This window comes from Paraburkholderia caribensis (assembly GCF_002902945.1).
Classification (GTDB): Bacteria; Pseudomonadota; Gammaproteobacteria; order Burkholderiales; family Burkholderiaceae; genus Paraburkholderia; species Paraburkholderia caribensis.
In genome coordinates this window covers 1,165,874-1,184,310 of sequence record NZ_CP026101.1, presented here as the reverse complement: position 1 = coordinate 1,184,310, position 18,437 = coordinate 1,165,874, and the positions used below count along the sequence as shown (strand labels likewise).

Below are 18,437 nucleotides of genomic sequence, written 5' to 3'. Positions count from 1 at the left end.
TGCCAGATTACGGCGCGCTGGCTGCGATCTTCGGCGTGTCGACGGCGACGTCGCCGCATTGCGCACGGTTGCGCAGCGCGTGGTCGATCAGCACCAGCGCGAGCATCGCCTCGGCAATCGGCGTCGCGCGAATGCCGACGCACGGATCGTGCCGCCCGAACGTTTCGACGATGGCGGGCTGGCCGTTCTTGTCGATCGACCGGCGCGGCGTGCGGATGCTCGACGTCGGCTTGATGGCGATCGACACGGTGATGTCCTGTCCCGTCGAAATGCCGCCGAGCACGCCGCCCGCATGATTGCCGACGAAGCCTTCCGGCGTCAGTTCGTCGCCATGCACGGAGCCGCGCTGCCGCACGCTTTCGAAGCCCGCGCCGATCTCGACGCCCTTCACCGCGTTGATACCCATCATTGCGTGCGCGATGTCGGCGTCGAGGCGGTCGAACAGCGGTTCGCCAAGGCCGACAGGCACACCCGACGCCACCACGTTGATGCGCGCGCCGATCGAATCGCCGTCCTTGCGCAGTTCGTCCATATACGTTTCGAGCTGCGGCACGATATCCGCATTCGGCACGAAGAACGGATTTTCGCGCACGTATTGCCAGTCGACGAACGGCACGTCGATTTCGCCGAGCGCCGCCATATAGCCGCGAATCTCGGCGCCGAACTTCTCGCGCAGCCATTTCTTCGCGACGGCCCCCGCCGCCACTGTCGGCGCCGTCAGGCGGGCCGACGAGCGGCCGCCGCCACGATGGTCGCGAATGCCGTACTTCTGCCAGTAGGTGTAGTCGGCGTGGCCCGGGCGGAACGTTTCGACGATGTTGCCGTAGTCCTTGCTGCGCTGGTCCGTGTTGCGGATCAGCAGCGCAATGGGCGCGCCCGTCGTTTTGCCCTCGAAGACGCCCGAGAGAATCTCGACCTTGTCTTCTTCCTGGCGCTGCGTCACATGGCGCGACGTGCCGGGACGGCGGCGATCGAGTTCGAACTGGATGTCGGCTTCGACGAGCGACATGCCCGGCGGGCAGCCGTCGATCACACAGCCAATGGCCGGGCCGTGCGATTCGCCAAAGGTCGTGACGGTGAAGAGCGTACCGAGGGTATTGCCGGACATGAGCGTCGTCCAAAGAGATGCGGGGAGACCGTCATTATGCCAGCCCGGCCGCGCTGGCGTGGCACGCGGCGGCCCGGCTAGCTGTTATAGGACAAATGGACGAAGGGTTGCGCCTTCCGCTGGACGGTTCAGGTGCGCAGTCTCACTTGCGCGCGCCGCGCAACTCGGTGACGACCTGCTGCAGCCGTTCCGGCGTCGCGTCCGCCGGCTCGAGCGGTTCGCCGACGGCCAGCGTCAGGCGGCTCATCACACCCTTCTGCAGCGGCCGGGGAAAACGCGCATCGGTGCTGCGCGACCAGAAACTGCCCCATAGCCCGCGCAGCGCCATCGGTACGACGGGCACGGCCTTGCGCCGCAGAATTTCCGCCACGCCATGGCGGAACGGATTCATCTCGCCGGTTCGTGTCAGCTTCCCTTCGGGAAAAATACAGACGAGATCGCCGTCATCCAGTGCTTTCGCGCAGGCCTCATAGGCACGTTTCAGCATTTCCGGGTCCTCATGCGCCGGTGCGATCGGAATCGCCTTAGCGTGTCTGAAGAGCCAGCCGACAAGCGGCGTGCGGAAAATCCGGTGATCCATCACGAAGCGGATCGGCCGCGGGCTCTCGGCCATGATGACAATGGCGTCGACATAGCTCACGTGATTGCACACCAGCACGGCCGCGCCCTCTTCGGGGATGCGCTCCGCGTGCACGAGGCGAATCCGGTAGAACGTGTGCACCATCAGCCACGCAAAGAAGCGCAGCAGGAACTCGGGCACGAGAGAATAGATATAGATCGCGACGACCACGTTGAGCAGCGCCGTCACGAGGAACAACCCCGGAATGCCGACGCCCGCCGACGTCAGCGCGACGGCCATCAGCGCCGACACGATCATGAACAGCGAGTTGAGAATATTGTTCGCCGCGATGATCCGCGCGCGGTGGCTCGGCTGGCTGCGGCTCTGGATCAGCGCGTAGAGCGGCACGCTGTAGAAGCCGCCGAACATCGCCAGCAGGAACAGATCGGCAAGCACGCGCCAGTGCGCGGGCAATGCGATGAATTCGCCGACCGTCAGCAGATGCGTGACGCCCGGCAGCGCGTGGCTTGCGAAGAACAGGTCGATCGCGAACACGCTGATGCCGATCGAGCCGAGCGGCACGAGCCCGATTTCGATGCGTTTCTTCGACAGCCGCTCGCACAGCAGCGACCCGGTGCCGATACCGATCGAAAAGGTTGCGAGCAGGACGGTCACGACATCGGGATTGGCGGACAGCACGTCCTTCGCGAACCGAAAGAACGACGACAGGAACGTCGCGCCAACGAACCACAGCCAGGAAATGCCAAGCAGACTCAAAAACACCGTCCGGTTCTGACGCGCCAGTTTCAGATTGCGCCAGGTCTCGCTGATCGGATTCCAGTTGATGCGCAGGTCCGGTTGAGAGGGCATCGAAGGCGGCACGAAACCCGACGCGACACGTCCAATCAGCGCAATCGCCACGCAGCCGAACGCGAGAATCGCCGCACCATGCGCCTCCGAGCCCGCCGCCGCGCCGCCGAGGATCGTGCCGAACAGAATCGCGACGAAGGTGCCCATCTCGACCATGCCGTTGCCGCCGACCAGCTCCGACTTGTCGAGATGCTGCGGCAGGTAAGCGTATTTGACGGGGCCGAAGACCGTCGAATGGACGCCCATCAGGAACGTGCAGAGATAAAGCAGCACGGCGTTGTGCAGCCAGAAGCCCGCGCCGCCCACCAGCATGACGCCGATCTCGAACGTCTTTACGAAGCGCGTGAGCATCGCCTTGTCGTACTTGTCGGCGATCTGACCCGAGGTCGCCGAGAATAGGACGAACGGCAGAATGAAGATCGCGGAAATCAGAAAGGCCGCGGTATCCGCATTGACGCCTGAGAAACGCGCGGCCTGATACGTGACGAGCGACGTGAAGCCGATCTTGAACACGTTGTCGTTCATCGCGCCGAGGAATTGCGTCCAGAAAAACGGCGCGAAACGGCGCTCGCGCAACAGCCGGAATTGTGAACCGTGCTCACGCGCGGCGCGCCTTTGCTGTTGGGCGGTGGACAACGGACGATCGTTCATTGCGTGACGGATAGAGGGCGGTTTCTGCCCGGATTCACAACCCGCTTTGCGGAACTGGCGGACACAAAAAAAGCGCACGCTGATCGCGCGCGCATCGAGGATAGTTCAGTCATGCGACAGCGGCATGCCGGCAGGCCTCATCACCAAACCGGGCCGGCATCGAGCCCGGCTCAGCGCGACGGCTGCTCCGGTTGCGGCTCGTCTTCCGCGGGCCAGTCGCGGATATAGGCCTTCAGCATCCGGTTCTCGAAGCCCTGCTCTTCGACGACGGCCTTCGCGACGTCGTAGAACGAAATCACGCCCATCAGCTTGCGGCTCTCCATGACAGGCAGATAACGCACGTGATGTTCGAGCATCATGCGGCGAACTTCGTTGACGTCCGTTTCGGGCGTGCAGGTGAGCGGGTGATCGTCCATGATCTTGCGGATCGTGCTGCCGCCGACGCTGCCGCCATTGCGGCTCAGGACGAGAATGATCTCGCGGAACGTCAGCATGCCGACCAGATCGCCGTACTCCATCACGACGAGCGAGCCGATATCGTGCTCGGCCATCGTATTGACGGCTTCGTTAAGCGGGCTATCGGGCGTGACGGTAAAAAGGGTGTTGCCCTTGAGCTTGAGAATGTCGCTGACGCGCATGATTTGTCTCCTGATTAAGCCTTCTGAAGCAAAAAAAGGCTTCACTGACTTTCGATCGTAGCGGAAAGGTCCACAAAAAGAAAGCGCACAACCACCGCCGGGAGCGCGCCGGCGAACGCCCGGCAGGCGGCGCTCGCGGACCTGCCGGCGGCCGCGGCGGGCGCACCGGTCGGCCGGTTTGCGGCAATCCCGCACACCTTTCCATACCGACGTCATACGGGCGATAACCGAGTGGTTCGCGCGCGGCACGATGATACGATGGCCCCCACTCTCACCTTCGCCGGGCTGTCGAGGTCCGGCCGTCCACGATGTCCGCCAACCGTTTCGACACGCTTGCGCTGCACGCGGGCGCCGCCCCCGACCCCGCGACGGGCGCGCGCGCGACACCCATCTACCAGACCACGTCGTTCACGTTCCGCGACTCCGACCACGCCGCCGCGCTCTTCAACATGGAGCGCGCGGGCCATGTTTACTCGCGCATCTCGAACCCGACCGTCGCCGTGTTCGAAGAGCGCGTGGCCGCGCTCGAGAACGGCGCGGGCGCGATCGGCACGGCGAGCGGCCAGGCCGCGCTGCACCTCGCGATCGCAACGCTGATGGGCGCGGGCTCGCACATCGTCGCCTCGAGTGCGCTCTATGGCGGCTCGCACAACCTGCTCAACTACACGCTGCGCCGCTTCGGCATAGAAACGACGTTCGTGAAGCCGGGCGACATCGACGCGTGGCGCGCCGCGCTGCGGCCGAACACGAAGCTGCTGTTCGGCGAAACGCTCGGCAACCCGGGCCTCGACGTGCTCGATATTTCCACGGTCGCACAGATCGCGCACGAGCATCGCGTGCCTTTGCTGGTCGATTCGACCTTCACGACGCCGTACCTGCTCAAGCCGTTCGACCACGGCGCGGATTTCGTCTACCACTCTGCGACCAAGTTCCTCGGGGGCCACGGCACGACGATCGGCGGCGTACTCGTCGACGGCGGCACGTTCGACTTCGACGCGTCCGGGCGTTTCCCGGAATTCACCGAGCCGTACGAAGGCTTTCACGGCATGGTGTTCGCCGAGGAAAGCACCGTCGCGCCGTTCCTGCTGCGCGCCCGCCGCGAAGGGTTGCGCGACTTCGGCGCATGCCTGCATCCACAAGCGGCGTGGCAACTGCTGCAAGGGATCGAAACGCTGCCGCTGCGCATGGAACGCCACGTCGCGAACACGCGCAAGGTGGTCGAATTCCTCGCCGCCCATGCCGCCGTCGAATCCGTCGCCTATCCCGAACTGCCGACCCACCCGGATCACGCGCTCGCGCAGCGCCTGCTGCCGCGCGGCGCGGGCGCCGTGTTCAGCTTCGATCTACGCGGCGACCGCGCCGCTGGCCGCGCGTTCATCGAAGCGCTGTCGCTGTTCTCGCATCTTGCGAACGTCGGCGACGCCCGCTCGCTGGTCATTCATCCCGCGTCGACGACGCACTTCCGCATGGACGCCGCCGCGCTAGTCGCCGCGGGCATAGCGGAAGGCACGATACGTCTTTCGATCGGCCTGGAAGACCCCGACGACCTGATCGACGATCTCAAGCGCGCGCTCAAGGCCGCGCAGAAATCCGCGGGTGGCGCTGCGCAACAGGCCGCCTCGAAGCCCGCCCGTCCGGCGCGCAAGGAGTCCGCATGATCGTCGACGTCAACGGCAAACCGGCTTATGTCTACACGGGCGGCAAGACATTCGACGCCGCCCTGCCCACCGCCGTCTTCATTCATGGCGCCGAGCACGATCACAGCGTCTGGGCGCTGCAAACGCGCTATTTCGCGCATCACGGTTTCGGCGTGCTGGCCGTCGACCTGCCCGGCCACCATCGCAGCGCCGGCCCGGCGCTGACCAGCATCGCCGGGATGGCCGACTGGCTCGCCGCGTTGCTCGACGCAATGGGCGTGGCGCGTGCGTTCGTCGCCGGGCACAGCATGGGCTCGCTCGTCGCACTCGACTTCGCGGCCCGCTATGCGTCACGCGCGACGCATCTGGCGCTCGTCGCGACGGCTGTGCCGATGGCTGTGTCCGACGCGCTGCTCGACGCGGCGCGCGAGCGCGAGCCGGAAGCCATCGACATGGTCAACCAGTGGTCGCATTCGACCCTCGCCGCGAAACCCTCCTGCCCTGCGCCCGGCTTCTGGCTGCACGGCATGAACCAGCGGCTGATGGAGCGCGTCTCGGCGACGGGCGAACCCCGACTCTTTCACACCGACTTCAGCGCCTGCAACGCGTACACGGACGGCCTCGCGCGCGCCACGCAGGTGAGCTGCCCCACGCGCCTGATTGTCGGCAGGCGCGACATGATGACGCCGCCGCGCGCCGCCAAAGCCCTAGCCGACGCGCTGCGCGGCGCGAACGTGCCCGTCGACACGATCACGCTCGACGCCGGCCACGCGCTGATGTCCGAGCAGCCCGACGCGACGCTCGATGCGCTTTACGCGTTTGCGACGGCCCGCGTTCCTGGCCGCTGAAGAAACGTCACATTAACCGTCCCGAAGCGCGCGCAACATATGCCGAATGGCCAGGTTGCGCGCGTCTGACGATAGCAGCACAATTAATCCATGCCTGAGCGGATTGCGCAGCGCGACGGCGCTCGCGCAGGCAGGCAATGGAGCCGATCATGAGCCATCAGACAACGCACGACGAGCACTTCGCCAGCTTCGCGGCGTTCTATCCGTACTATCTGACCGAGCATCGCAACACGGTGTCGCGCCGGCTGCATTTCGTCGGATCGCTGGGCGTGATCGGCTTCGTCGCGATGGCGCTCGCAACGGGTGACTGGCTATGGCTGCCAGCCGCCGTGATATGCGGGTATGGGTTTGCGTGGGTCGGCCATTTCTTCTTCGAGAAGAACCGGCCGGCGACGTTCCGACATCCCATTTACAGCCTGATGGGCGACTGGGTGATGTTCAAGGACATCTGCACGGGGCGCATTCCGCTGTAGCGGCGAGCGGCGAGCGGAGCAACGCGCAACGTGGCTCGGGCGTCACCACGCGCGAGTGCCCGGGCGCTCAAGCCGTTTGTCGTGGCAGCGCAGCCGCGTCGCCCACTCCCGCGTGATCCGCTTGCCCGGCGCCGCGTGATGCAGCGCGCGCCGCCAGCAAGGTCGAGAGGCTCACCTTGAGCGCGTCGTTATCGAGCGCGGCAAGCAGCATGGCGCTATCCACGCGCGTCGAATCGAGATTCAGCTGATACGCGAGTTCCGCGCGGTCGATCACGAACTGGTCGAATAGCCGCTCCACGGTGATCTGGCTCGGGTTCGCGATCAGCAGAAAGCGCGGGCGCTGGCCGTTTTCGTCGAGTTGCACGATCCAGTCGATCGCTTCTAGCCGCTGCAACAGGCGCACCGTCGTTTCCATATCGCGGCGCAGTGCGCGCGCCAGTTCCGGCACCGTGTAGCCGTGTGTGCCTGCATCGCGCGCTTCGGCGAGCCGCGCGAGCAATTCGAGCGAGTCGAGCAGATCGCTGCCCGGAAAATCGGGACGGTGGAATTGCCCGGTGCGGATCGCCGGCAGCGCCGACGCGATCATCGCGCCCGCGAGGGTGATGAACCAGCTCAGGTACATCCACAGGAGAAAGAGCGGCACGACGGCGAACGCGCCATACACGGCCGTATAGGTCGGAATGCGCCGGATGTAGAAACCGAAGCCGCGCTTGGCGAGTTCGAACGCGATGGCGGCCGTCACACCGCCTACGATGGCATCGCGCCATTCCACCCGGCAGTTCGGCACGAACACATACATCAGCGTGAACGCGAGCACCGTCAGCGGCAACGCAGCGCCCGCCAGCGCCCATTCGATCAGCGGCGTGATGCGCTGCGCAGCCGTGTAAGTCATGGACTGCGTGAACAGATAGGAAGAGATCGACAGGCTCACGCCGATCAGAATCGGCCCGAGAGTCAGGATCGACCAGTAGACCAGCACGCGCTGCGCGAACGGGCGCGCCTTGCGCACGCGCCAGATCACGTTGAACGCGGATTCGATCGTCATCATCGTCATCACGGACGTGACGAACAAAATGATCATGCCGACCGTGGTCAGCCCCTTCGCCTTCGATGCGAACTGATTCAGGTATTTGAAGATCTGGCTGCTGACCTGGTCGGGCATCAGATGGTCGGCGAGAAAGGTCTGCAGGGACATCTGGAATTGCGCGAAGATCGGAAACGCGGTGAACAGCGCAAACGCGACCGTCGCGAGCGGCACCAGCGAAAGCATCGTCGTGAAGGTGAGACTGCCCGCCACCTGAGGAATGCGATCCTCGCCGCTGCGCTTCGCGGCAAACTCCGCGAGGCGCTTGAGCGCGTCGAGATCGAGACGCAACCTGGACAACAAACCGACCTCCTCCACTTCAATGCACGCGCCGGCATCGGGCGCGTCGCCAATCTCGCGGCACCGCCAGCGAACCCACCCCTATAATACCCGTTCACTGCCAATGCCTATGAAAGACATCCTCGTGCTTTACTACAGCCGGCACGGCGCCACGCGCGAACTCGCGCTGGCCATCGCGCACGGCGTCGACAGCGTTTCCGGCATGCAAGCGCGTGTGCGCACGGTGCCACCCGTTTCGACGGTTTGCGAAGCCACGCAACCCGACATTCCCGCAGAAGGCCCACCGTACGTGGAACTGCGCGATCTCGAAGAGTGCGCGGGCCTCGCGCTCGGCTCGCCGACCCGCTTCGGCAACATGGCCGCGCCGCTCAAGTACTTCCTCGACGGCACGACGCCCCAGTGGCTGTCGGGCGCGCTCGCCGGGAAGCCGGCCTGCGTGTTCACGTCGACGGGCAGCCTGCACGGCGGCCAGGAAACGACGCTGCTGTCCATGATGCTGCCGCTCCTGCATCACGGCATGCTGATCCTCGGCATTCCTTACACCGAAACCACGCTCACCACGACGCAAACAGGCGGCACGCCGTATGGCGCGTCCCACTTCGCGCGTGCGGACTCGGCGGGCCACGGCATTTCCGCCGACGAGAAAACGCTCGCCGTTGCGCTTGGCGCGCGGATTGCGCGCACGGCGGCGTCGATGAGCGAGCGCCCATGAATCCAGCGCGCGACGCATCGGGCCGTGACAGCGCGCAAGGCAACCGCGCCGCCGCAACGGGCGCGCTGGTTGCGCTCGTTGCGCTGATTGCGCTGTGCGTCGCGTGGGAATGGTGGCTCGCGCCGTTACGCGCGGGCGGCTCGCTGTTCGTGCTCAAGGCCGCGCCGCTGCTGCTCGCGCTGCCCGGCGTGTGGCGCAAGCGCCTCTATACGCTGCAATGGGCGTCGATGCTGAGCCTGCTGTATCTGATGGAAGGCATCGTGCGCGGCATGTCGGATCGCGGCCCGAGCGCCCGGCTCGGCTGGTGCGAGGCGGTCCTCGCCGCCGCGTTCTTCGTCTGCGCGCTCGTCTATGTCGCGCCGTTCAAGCGTGCAGCGAAGCGCCGTGCGCGCAGCGAAAGCGGCGCAGCCAGCGGCCCCGTCTGATCGACAGGCGCAGCGCGGTCACAGCCCCGGCCGCGCTGCGCATCCCATGCATCGCAACCTGCGTCAACCGTCAGCGTCGAATCAACCACGCACCATTCGAACACGCCCTACCCGCTCTGACCGACCATTCATGAACTCCGCCGCTTCATCGAACTTCATCGCCGCGTGCGTCGACGCGATCGGCGCCGCGCACGTCCTTACCGATCCGCACGACACCACGCCCTACCTCACCGACTGGCGCCGCCGCTACACAGGCAGCGCATGCGCGGTGCTATGCCCGTCGACGGCTGAAGAAGTCGCCGCGATCGTGCGGCTTGCGAACCAACATCGTGTCTCGATCGTGCCGCAAGGCGGCAATACAGGCCTCGCGGGCGGCGCCACGCCCGATACCAGCGGCGCGCAAGCGGTGCTGAGCCTCCGGCGGCTCAATCGCGTGCGCGACGTCGACCCGCACAACAACACGATCACCGTCGAAGCCGGCGTCGTGCTGGCCGACGTACAGGCGCGCGCCGAAGCGGCGGCACGCCTGTTCCCGCTGAGCCTCGCGGCGCAAGGCAGTTGCACGATCGGCGGCAATCTGTCGACGAACGCGGGCGGCACAGGCGTATTGCGCTATGGCAACACGCGCGAACTGTGCCTCGGGCTGGAAGTGGTGACGCCACAAGGCGAACTGTGGGACGGACTGCGCGGCCTGCGCAAGGACAACACGGGCTACGATCTGCGCGACCTCTTCATCGGCGCGGAAGGCACGCTCGGCATCATCACGGCGGCCGTGATGAAACTGCATCCGCAGCCGGCCGCACGCGTGACCGCGCTCGCCGCGCTGCCTTCGGCGCATGCTGCGCTGGACTTTCTGTCGCTCGCGCAGCGTCACGCCGGACCGCTTCTGACGGGCTTCGAGCTGATGTCGGATTTCTGCCTGCGTCTCGTGAACCGGCACTTCCCGCAGATGCGCTATCCGTTCGCCGAACCGCACGCGCAGATCGTGCTGCTCGAACTATCGGATAGCGAAAGCGAAGAGCACGCGCGCGCACTCTTCGAGCGGATGATGGAAGCCGCGCTCGAAAGCGGTCACGTCGAAGACGCCGTGGTCGCGGAAAATCTCGCGCAGACGCAGGCATTCTGGAATCTGCGCGAGCATATTCCGCTGGCGCAGGCCGAGGAAGGGCTGAACATCAAGCACGATATCGCCGTGCCGATTTCGCGGATCGGCCATTTCATCGAAGAAACGGATGCGCTGATCGCGAAGGCCGCGCCCGGCGCGCGGATGGTGACGTTCGGTCATCTCGGCGACGGCAATCTGCATTACAACGTGCAGGCGCCCGAAGGCGGCAATCCGAAGCAGTTTCTCGCCCAGTACCAGAGCACGATGAATCAGATCGTCTACGACAGCGTGCATCGGCATCGCGGCAGCATCAGCGCGGAGCATGGCATCGGCCAGTTGAAGATCGACGAATCGGCGCATTACAAATCGGATGTCGAAGTGCGTCTGATGAAGACCCTGAAAGCCGCATTCGATCCGCTGAACCTGATGAATCCCGGCAAGGTGCTACGCTAACAGCATTGGTATCGAAGAGAGGCGTCCATGAAAATTCGCGTGCTGTCCGATCTGCATCTCGAATCCGACCAGCCGGAAATCATTCCGCACGCGGACGCCGATCTGGTCGTGCTGGCAGGCGACATTCACAACCACGCCGAAGGGCTGCGCTGGGCCGCCGAAACTTTCGACGGCGCGGTGCCCGTCGTCTACGTGCCGGGCAACCACGAGTATTACGACGGCGAGTTCGGCGCGCTCGAAGCGGCGATGCACGACGCCGCCGCGAGCGTCGACAACGTGCACTTTCTCAACAACGCGACGCTCGTCGATCCGCTCGGACAGTGGCGCGTGCTCGGCACGACGCTGTGGACCGACTTCGACCTTTACGGCAACGATGAAGCATCGCACGCGGCGTCGATCGCGGCGGCTGAGCGCGTGATGCTCGATTATCGCGGGCTGATTCAGGTGACGTGGACAGCGGGAAACGATCTGGGTGTGCAAGGCACGCTGCAGGACAACACGCCGCGCAACCTGACGCCCGCCGATACGATCGCGCTTCACCGTCGCGCGCGCGCGTGGCTGGAAGCGGAACTGACGAAGCCGTTCGCGGGCCGGACGATCGTCGTCACACACCACGCGCCGCACCGGCGCAGTCTCGCCGAGCGTTATGCGGACGATGTCGTGTCAGCGGGGTTCGTCAACGATCTGCCGTCGCTGGTACGCGCGCCCGTGACGCTGTGGGTGCACGGCCATACGCATACGGCATTCGATTACGTCGAAAACAGCACGCGCGTCGTGTGCAATCCGCGCGGCTATCTCGACCGGCGCACGCGCGCGCTCGAAAACGCGGCGTTCGCGTGGGACAAGGTGGTCGAGGTCTGAGGCGTGAAAGCGGAGAATCAACGCCCGCGCATATCTTGCGAGCGACGCTGCCGCTCGTCGATCCGGATCGGCACGAGACGCGGCTGCGGCCGCAGGCGTCGCAGCAGATCGCGTGACGCCGCGACGCCGATCAGTCCGAGCATGACGGCGACGCCGATCATCAGCAGGTTGGTATCCATGGTGTCCTCTTCGATTCCAGATGTGCTTGCGTGCCGAAAGATGCCGGCCTGAATGACACGTTAGCAAACCCGATGCCGCGAGAAAGTAAGGAAGTGTTGCGACGCGGCAGCGGGATGTAACAGTCCGTCAAAAGGCTGCTCCATCCATATCGCGCCGGGCGCGCACTATTTCAAGTGCGCGCGAACTTGCGCAGTTCGGCCTGATCGGCGGCGAGCGTCGGCGGCAGTTCGTCGCGCAGAAACTCGACCCACGTGCGGATCTTCGCGTCCAGATACTGCCGCGACGGGTACAACGCGTACACGTTCATTTCCTGCGAGATATATTCGGGAAGAATCCACACGAGTTCGCCGCTGCGCAGGCCGGCAATGGCCGAATAGATCGGCAACACGGCAACGCCCATGCCTTCGCGCACCGCCACGGCCATCGCTTCCGCGACGTTGATCTGGAAAGTGGACGCGCCCAGATGCAGCGTCTCCTGTCCGTTCGGGCCGTCGAAGGTCCATTCGTCGGCGGGCATCACGGGCGTGATCATCTGCAGGCAGGTGTGGCCGCGCAAATCGGACAGCGTCTGCGGCACGCCGTTGCGCTCCAGGTAATCCGGCGACGCAACCACCACGCTGAACGCGCTGCCAAGGCGCTGCGAGACAAGCCCCGAATCGGGCAAGCTCTGCGCAAGCACGACGGCGACGTCGTAGCCTTCGTCGAGCAGATCGGGCATGCGCTGCGCGAGTGTCAGTTCGAGATGCACATCGGGATAACGCTGCTGATAGCGGCTCACGGCAGGCACCACGTAGTGCTGGCCGAAGCTCGTCATGGCGTGGACCTTCAGCTTGCCCGACGGACGCGCGTGCGCGTCGCTGGCCTCGGCTTCAGCCTGGTCGACGTAGGCAAGAATCTGCTCGCAGCGTTGCAGATAGCGCTCGCCCGCCTCCGTGAGCGCGATGCGGCGCGTCGTGCGATTCAACAGACGCGTGCGCAAATGCGCCTCCAGATCGGACACGGCGCGCGACGCGTAAGCCGTCGTCGTGTTCAGATGCTGGGCCGCGCCCGTGAAGCTGCCCGCCTCGACGACACGGACAAATACGCGCATGTTCTGAAGCGTATCCATGATTTACACCCAAATCTTTCAGTACGGGAAGGATTGTTGCACGATTTGGAAAGGCGATTATCTCATTCTCCGTAAGTATGCGTTACACCCTTACGGGTTATTCGCTAATTGATCGAAAAATATAATCCCCTACAAGGTTCTATAGCCAATTGGGGAGCAAATCGTGCAGTTTCCGGTAACGAAAGGGATCACCGCGCTGTCGGTTCTTACGATCTCGTTGATAATCGCCGGCTGCGCGAGCACGGGACACATCGCGCCCCAATCGACCAGTACGGAGCCCGCCTCGCTGGACGTCGGCGCCGCGATCCGCGCGGCCAATACCGATGCGCAATGGCCCGCCGCCGACTGGTGGCGCGCCTATAACGATCCGCAACTGAACGCGTGGATCGAACAGGCGCAAGCGGGCAGTCCGACGCTCGCGGCGGCGCAGGCGCGCGTACGCGAGGCACAGTCGTTCGCGGGCGTCGCGAAGTCCGCGCTGCTGCCGCAGGTGAACGGCAGCATGCAGATCCAGCGCAAGCAGTGGCCGGACAACGTCTTCTATGGTCCGGGCGAACTGGCCGGCCAGCAGTCGTGGAACAACACGGCTGAACTCGGCCTGTCGTATCACCTCGATCTGTGGGGCAAGGACAAGAACGCCGCTGAGGAAGCACTCGATATCGCGCACGCACGTGCCGCCGATTACCGGGCCGCGCAGCTGGAGCTTCAGGCGAATATCGTGCGCGCCTATATCGAAATGTCGCTGAACTACGCGCTGCTCGATATCGCGAAACAGACGCTCGAACAGCAGGAACAGGTCGCCGCGCTGGCCAACCGGCGGCTGAAAGGCGGCATCGGCACGCAGCTCGAAGTCGCGCAGGCGGAAACGCCGCTGCCCGAGTACGAACGCCAGATCGACGCGCTCGAAGAAGAAATCGCGCTCGGCCGCAACCAGTTGGCCGCGCTCGCGGGCAAAGGCCCCGGCGCGGGCGATTCGATCGCGCGCCCGCAGCTTGCGCTGTCCGCCTTCGCGGGTCTGCCGTCGACGATGCCCGCCGAGCTGATCGGCCATCGCCCCGATATCGTCGCGGCGCGCTGGACGGTCGCTGCGCAGGCGCGCGGCATCGATGTCGCAAAGGCGGACTTCTATCCGAATATCGATCTGCTCGCGTCCGTCGGCGGCTATGCGGCGATGGGGCCGCTGTTCGGCTTCCTGAAATCGCAGGCAGGCGGCTGGACGGCGGGCCCGGCGCTGTCGCTGCCCATCTTCACGGGCGGACGCCTGCGCTCGCAACTCGGCGCGGCGGCGGCGGGCTACGACGTGGCCGTCGAGCAGTACAACCAGTCGATCGTCGGTGCGCTGAAGGAAATCGCCGACCAGGTCGTGCGGATGCGCTCACTCGATACCCAGCTGAAGGACGCGCAGCGATCCGTCGCGACGGCGAACAAGACCTATCAGCTCGCGCGCGAAGGCTATCGACGCGGCCTGACCGACTACGTGAACGTGCTGATCGCGCAAACGCAGCTGTTGCGCGCGCAGGAAGGCGTCGCGAAGGTGCAGGCCGGACAGTTGCAGGCGCACGCGACGCTCGTGACGGCGTTGGGCGGCGGCGTGATCGACCCGTCGGACGGCCCTTCGCAAAAGGATGTGTTGCCCGCGCATGGCAAGGGCAAGAAGAGCGACAGCGTGAAACCGGACGACAAAGCCACCGCCAGCGCAATGAACGGCGCCTCGACCGGCACGCCGGCCGCCCACTGACAGGAGCGCCGCCGATGTCCTCGAACCCTTCCACGCCCCGTACGCGGCCGACGCCCAGCGCGCTCTACGCCGCGTTCGCCGACTGGGCGCGCACGGACGGCCGCACCTGGATTTACCTGTTCAAGGCGCTCGCCGCGTGCTTCCTCGCACTCGGCATCGCGATGAAACTCGACCTGCCGCAGCCGCGCACCGCGATGACGACCGTCTTCATCGTGATGCAGCCGCAAAGCGGCATGGTGTTCGCGAAGAGCTTCTACCGGATCTGCGGCACGCTGATCGGCCTCGTCGTGATGATGGCGCTGATCGGCCTGTTTTCGCAGCAACCGGAACTGTTCATCATCTCGACGGCGATCTGGGTCGGCATCTGCACGGCGGGCGCGGCGCGTAACCGCAACTTCCGCTCGTACGGTTTCGTGCTCGCGGGCTACACGGCAGCGCTGATCGGCATCCCCGCTTCGCAGCATCCCGACGGCGCGTTCATGACGGCGCTCACGCGGGTCGCCGAAGTGGTGGTCGGCATTCTGTGCTCGGGTGTCGTGAGCGCGCTCGTGTTTCCGCAGCACGCGGGCGAGGAGATGCGCAGCACGGTGCGCGCGCGCTTCTCGTCATTCGTCGATTACGTGAGCGCCGCGCTCTCGGGCAAGGCCGATCGTGCGCGCATCGAGGACACCAACGCGAAGTTCGTCGCCGATATCGTCGGCTTCGAGGCCGTGCGCAGTGTGGCCGTGTTCGAAAGCCCCGATTCGCGGATGCGCAACGGCCGGCTGTCGCGCCTGAACAGCGAGTTCATGACGGTATCGACGCGCTTTCACGCGCTGCATCAGCTGATGAACCGTCTGCGTGTGTCGGGCGCAGCGGGCGCGACGGCCGCCGTCGCTACGCTCGAGCCGTACTTCCGCGAGATTTCGCCGCTGCTGAGCAAGTCGGGCGAACCGGTGTTGACGGCCGCCGATGCATCGCACGCGGCCGCGCAACTCGAAGCGTTCAAGGCAGCGTTGCCAAAACGCGTGCGCGCGAGCCGCGCCGCGCTCGAAAGCGACGCCGACGTGCCGCTGCTCGATTTCGACACGGGCGCGGAGCTGCTCTACCGCTTCGTCGACGATCTGCACGCGTACGCGGCGACATATGCGTCGCTCGCCGTCGCGACGCACGAGCGCGAACGCTGGATCGAACGCTACGAGCCGAAGACCAACGGCATCGCGGCGGGCGTCGCGGGCTTGCGCGCGGCGATCGTGATGGCGATCCTCGGCGCGTTCTGGATCGCGACCGCGTGGCCGAGCGGCTCGACGCTGACGCTGAACGCAGCTGCCGTGTGTGCGCTCGCGTCGTCGTCGCCGAACCCGACGCGCACCGCGTTCCAGATGGCGGCGGGCACGATCCTGTCGTCGACGCTCGCGCTGTTGCTGACGTTCGGCATCTATCCGCATATCGACGGCTTTGCGTTGCTGTGCGCCGCGCTCACACCGTTCCTCGCGCTCGGCGTATGGATGACCACGCGTCCGAAGCTCGCGGGCTACGGCGTCGGCTACTGCATTTTCTTCTGCTTCCTCGCGGGTCCGGACAATGTGATTCACTACGATCCGAGCGGCTTCATGAACGATGCCATTGCGCTCGCGCTGTCGATGCTGGTCGCGTCGATCGCCTTCGCGGTGCTGTTGCCGCCGTCGACGCCGTGGTTGCGCAACCGCCTGCTCGTCGATCTGCGCGCACAGGTGGTGCTGGCGTGCCGCGGCCGGCTCGGGCGCTTCTGGCGTCCGACGCGGCTACGGACGCGCTTCGAGAGCGGCGCGCGGGACCTGATGCATCAGATCAACGCGCTGGCGGCCAGCGAGCCCGGCGTGAAGCGTGACACGATGCGCTGGATGTTCGCGGTGCTGGAGATCGGCCATGCCGTGATCGACCTGCGCAGCGAAGTCGCGACGCTGCCGCGCGATGCGCGCTATGCGTCCTCGATGCCCTGGCGCGTCAGTCTGCGCGCGGCCTGTGCCGCCGTGGGCCGCCTGTTCGAGCGCCCGCGCGCCGTGCGGGTCGATCAGGCGCTGGCTGCGACGGCCGCTGCGATCGCCGCGCTCCAGCAGACGCTGTCCACGTTCACCCCGCCGCGCGACGAGCGACATCAGTTGCAACGCATTTTGAGTCATCTGCATTTCATCCGGAGCGCGCTGCTCGATCCGCAATCGCCGCTGGCGCAAGCCGGCGACGGGAGCGATTCGAACCGTGACGCGCCACAAGGAGTTCGCCATGCCACGTGAGATTGCCGTTCTCGACGCGTACGTGCCCGCGATCGTGCTGCTGTTCGTTGCGGGCGCCGCGATCACCTGGCTGCTCGACCGCGCGTTAGCGTGGACGGGCCTGTATCGGGTCGTGTGGCACCCGTCCCTGTTCCGCGCGAGTTTGCTCGTGTGTGTGTGCGGCGTGCTGGGCCTCGCCGTTTATCGTTGATACGAGTCGAATCATGACAATCAGAAACATCATTGGGTTTATCGCGACGGCCATCGTGTTCGTCGTCGCGATCTTGATCGGGCGTGCGCTGTGGGTGCACTACATGGACGAGCCGTGGACGCGCGACGGCCGCGTGCGCGCCGAAGTCGTCAACATTGCGCCCGATGTGTCGGGAGCCGTGGTCGAGTTGCCCGTGCGCGACAACCAGTTCGTGCACAAGGGCGATCTGCTGATGCAGATCGATCCATCGCACTATCAGATTGCCGTCGAGCAGGCGCAGGCTGCCGTTGCCGCGCGCAAGGCCGAGCTGCAGATGCGGCGGGACGACGCGCAGCGGCGTGCGGATATGGATAGTCTCGTGGTGTCGAAGGAAAACCGCGAGAACGCGACGCATACGGCGTCTGCAGCCGAGGCGCAGTATCAGCAGGCGCTTGCCGCGCTGGATGCGGCGAAGCTCAACCTGGAGCGTACGCGTGTTGTGTCGCCCGTCGACGGGTATGTGACGAATCTGAACGTGTATCGCGGGGATTATGCGATTTCAGGTTCAGCGAAGCTGGCTGTCGTGGATAGCAACTCGTTCTGGGTGTATGGGTATTTCGAGGAGACGAAGTTGCCGCATGTGCGGGTTGGGGATAAGGCGGATATCAGGTTGATGAGCGGTGGGACGTTGAAGGGGCACGTGGAGAGCATCTCACGCGGGATCTATGATCGCGATAATCCCCAGAGCCGGGAGCTTCTGGCTGATGTGAATCCTACGTTCAATTGGGTGAGGTTGGCGCAGCGCGTGCCTGTGAGGGTGAAGATTGATTCGGTGCCTGATGGGGTGGTGCTGTCGGCGGGGACGACTTGTACGGTTGTTGTTACGCCTTCCTGATTTTTTGTTTTTGGTTTTGGTTTTGGTTTGGTTGTGGTTGTGTTTTCGCTGGCATCCGCGATTCGTTAGCTCGCTTCAAGCGTCGCCCCTGTGCGGGGCGGCACCTACTTTTCTTTGCCGCCGCAAAGAAAAGTAGGCAAAAGAAAGCGGCTCACACCGCCAACATTTTTTCCTGCCTGAGGGCCCCCAAAGGGTCTTACGCTTCACACGGCAATCACGTGACCCACGTTCGTTGCCAGCGCTCTTGCTGAGCGCCTCACCCGCTTCACGCACCCGCGTTTCCGCATGCCTCACCAGACAGTCCACGGCCGCCCAGGTGGCAAACTGTGTGTCGGCCGTAGCGCCTCGCACGCATCACTTCGGACCGACTA

At 65.1% G+C, this 18,437-nt stretch carries 17 protein-coding genes; 11 read left to right on the top strand and 6 right to left on the bottom strand.

Features of this window, described 5'->3' with window-relative positions; genetic code table 11:
- Positions 1-7 precede the first annotated feature (7 nt).
- The 3 genes from aroC to C2L66_RS05265 form a co-directional block, all read right to left on the bottom strand.
- Positions 8-1,108, bottom strand: a complete 1,101-nt coding sequence (gene aroC, locus C2L66_RS05275) for a chorismate synthase (RefSeq protein ID WP_054934284.1) — start codon at positions 1,106-1,108, stop codon at positions 8-10.
- Between the two features lie 142 nt (positions 1,109-1,250).
- A complete protein-coding gene (locus C2L66_RS05270) occupies positions 1,251-3,188 on the bottom strand; it encodes an MFS transporter (protein ID WP_060601551.1) in 1,938 nt (645 codons plus the stop codon).
- Positions 3,189-3,358: 170 nt separating this feature from the next.
- Entirely contained in the window at positions 3,359-3,826 is a 468-nt protein-coding gene (locus C2L66_RS05265) for a CBS domain-containing protein (RefSeq protein ID WP_054934282.1), read from the bottom strand.
- Between the two features lie 308 nt (positions 3,827-4,134).
- On the opposite strand from C2L66_RS05265, the gene C2L66_RS05260 reads away from it, so the two are divergent.
- From C2L66_RS05260 to C2L66_RS05250, 3 genes are all read left to right on the top strand, one after another.
- A complete protein-coding gene (locus C2L66_RS05260; RefSeq protein WP_060601554.1) occupies positions 4,135-5,484 on the top strand; it encodes an O-acetylhomoserine aminocarboxypropyltransferase in 1,350 nt (449 codons plus the stop codon).
- Entirely contained in the window at positions 5,481-6,311 is an 831-nt protein-coding gene (locus C2L66_RS05255; protein ID WP_054934280.1) for an alpha/beta fold hydrolase, read from the top strand. Before C2L66_RS05260 ends, C2L66_RS05255 begins: the two co-directional genes overlap by 4 nt.
- A 149-nt stretch (positions 6,312-6,460) precedes the next feature.
- Positions 6,461-6,784, top strand: coding sequence for an Mpo1-like protein (locus C2L66_RS05250; RefSeq protein ID WP_054934287.1), 324 nt, complete (start codon positions 6,461-6,463; stop codon positions 6,782-6,784).
- A gap of 67 nt (positions 6,785-6,851) precedes the next feature.
- Here C2L66_RS05250 and C2L66_RS05245 read toward each other — a convergent pair whose 3' ends face one another.
- Positions 6,852-8,168, bottom strand: coding sequence for a YihY family inner membrane protein (locus C2L66_RS05245; RefSeq protein ID WP_054934286.1), 1,317 nt, complete (start codon positions 8,166-8,168; stop codon positions 6,852-6,854).
- 109 nt (positions 8,169-8,277) lie between these two features.
- Here C2L66_RS05245 and wrbA point away from each other — a divergent pair, with 109 nt between their 5' ends.
- From wrbA to C2L66_RS05225, 4 genes are all read left to right on the top strand, one after another.
- Positions 8,278-8,880 (top strand): NAD(P)H:quinone oxidoreductase, encoded by a 603-nt coding sequence (gene wrbA / locus C2L66_RS05240; RefSeq protein WP_054934279.1) that lies wholly within the window; start codon positions 8,278-8,280, stop codon positions 8,878-8,880.
- Positions 8,877-9,305: a DUF2069 domain-containing protein gene (locus tag C2L66_RS05235; RefSeq protein ID WP_060601557.1), complete on the top strand. Its 429-nt coding sequence runs from the start codon at positions 8,877-8,879 to the stop codon at positions 9,303-9,305. The genes wrbA and C2L66_RS05235 overlap by 4 nt, the downstream gene beginning before the upstream one ends.
- Before the next feature lie 130 nt (positions 9,306-9,435).
- Positions 9,436-10,863, top strand: coding sequence for an FAD-binding oxidoreductase (locus C2L66_RS05230; protein WP_060601558.1), 1,428 nt, complete (start codon positions 9,436-9,438; stop codon positions 10,861-10,863).
- Between the two features lie 27 nt (positions 10,864-10,890).
- Positions 10,891-11,724: a metallophosphoesterase gene (locus tag C2L66_RS05225; RefSeq protein WP_060601561.1), complete on the top strand. Its 834-nt coding sequence runs from the start codon at positions 10,891-10,893 to the stop codon at positions 11,722-11,724.
- Between the two features lie 17 nt (positions 11,725-11,741).
- On the opposite strand, the gene C2L66_RS41180 is transcribed toward C2L66_RS05225, so the two are convergent.
- Both C2L66_RS41180 and C2L66_RS05220 read right to left on the bottom strand, forming a co-directional pair.
- Positions 11,742-11,903: a hypothetical protein gene (locus tag C2L66_RS41180; protein WP_167352349.1), complete on the bottom strand. Its 162-nt coding sequence runs from the start codon at positions 11,901-11,903 to the stop codon at positions 11,742-11,744.
- A 170-nt stretch (positions 11,904-12,073) separates the two neighbouring features.
- The gene (locus tag C2L66_RS05220; RefSeq protein WP_054934275.1) at positions 12,074-13,012 is read right to left on the bottom strand and encodes a LysR family transcriptional regulator; all 939 of its coding nucleotides are present in this window, start codon (positions 13,010-13,012) and stop codon (positions 12,074-12,076) included.
- Positions 13,013-13,175: 163 nt separating this feature from the next.
- On the opposite strand from C2L66_RS05220, the gene C2L66_RS05215 reads away from it, so the two are divergent.
- The 4 genes from C2L66_RS05215 to C2L66_RS05200 are packed head-to-tail and all read left to right on the top strand — an operon-like array spanning position 13,176 to position 18,066.
- On the top strand, positions 13,176-14,750 hold the full coding sequence (locus tag C2L66_RS05215; RefSeq protein WP_060601564.1) for an efflux transporter outer membrane subunit: 1,575 nt from the start codon (positions 13,176-13,178) through the stop codon (positions 14,748-14,750).
- Between the two features lie 14 nt (positions 14,751-14,764).
- Positions 14,765-17,002: an FUSC family protein gene (locus tag C2L66_RS05210; protein ID WP_060601566.1), complete on the top strand. Its 2,238-nt coding sequence runs from the start codon at positions 14,765-14,767 to the stop codon at positions 17,000-17,002.
- On the top strand, positions 16,992-17,192 hold the full coding sequence (locus C2L66_RS05205; RefSeq protein ID WP_054934272.1) for a DUF1656 domain-containing protein: 201 nt from the start codon (positions 16,992-16,994) through the stop codon (positions 17,190-17,192). Before C2L66_RS05210 ends, C2L66_RS05205 begins: the two co-directional genes overlap by 11 nt.
- Positions 17,193-17,205: 13 nt before the next feature.
- Positions 17,206-18,066 carry an efflux RND transporter periplasmic adaptor subunit gene (locus C2L66_RS05200; RefSeq protein ID WP_054934271.1) on the top strand — a complete coding sequence of 287 codons (861 nt, stop codon included), beginning with the start codon at positions 17,206-17,208 and terminating at the stop codon, positions 18,064-18,066.
- Positions 18,067-18,437: the final 371 nt, after the last annotated feature.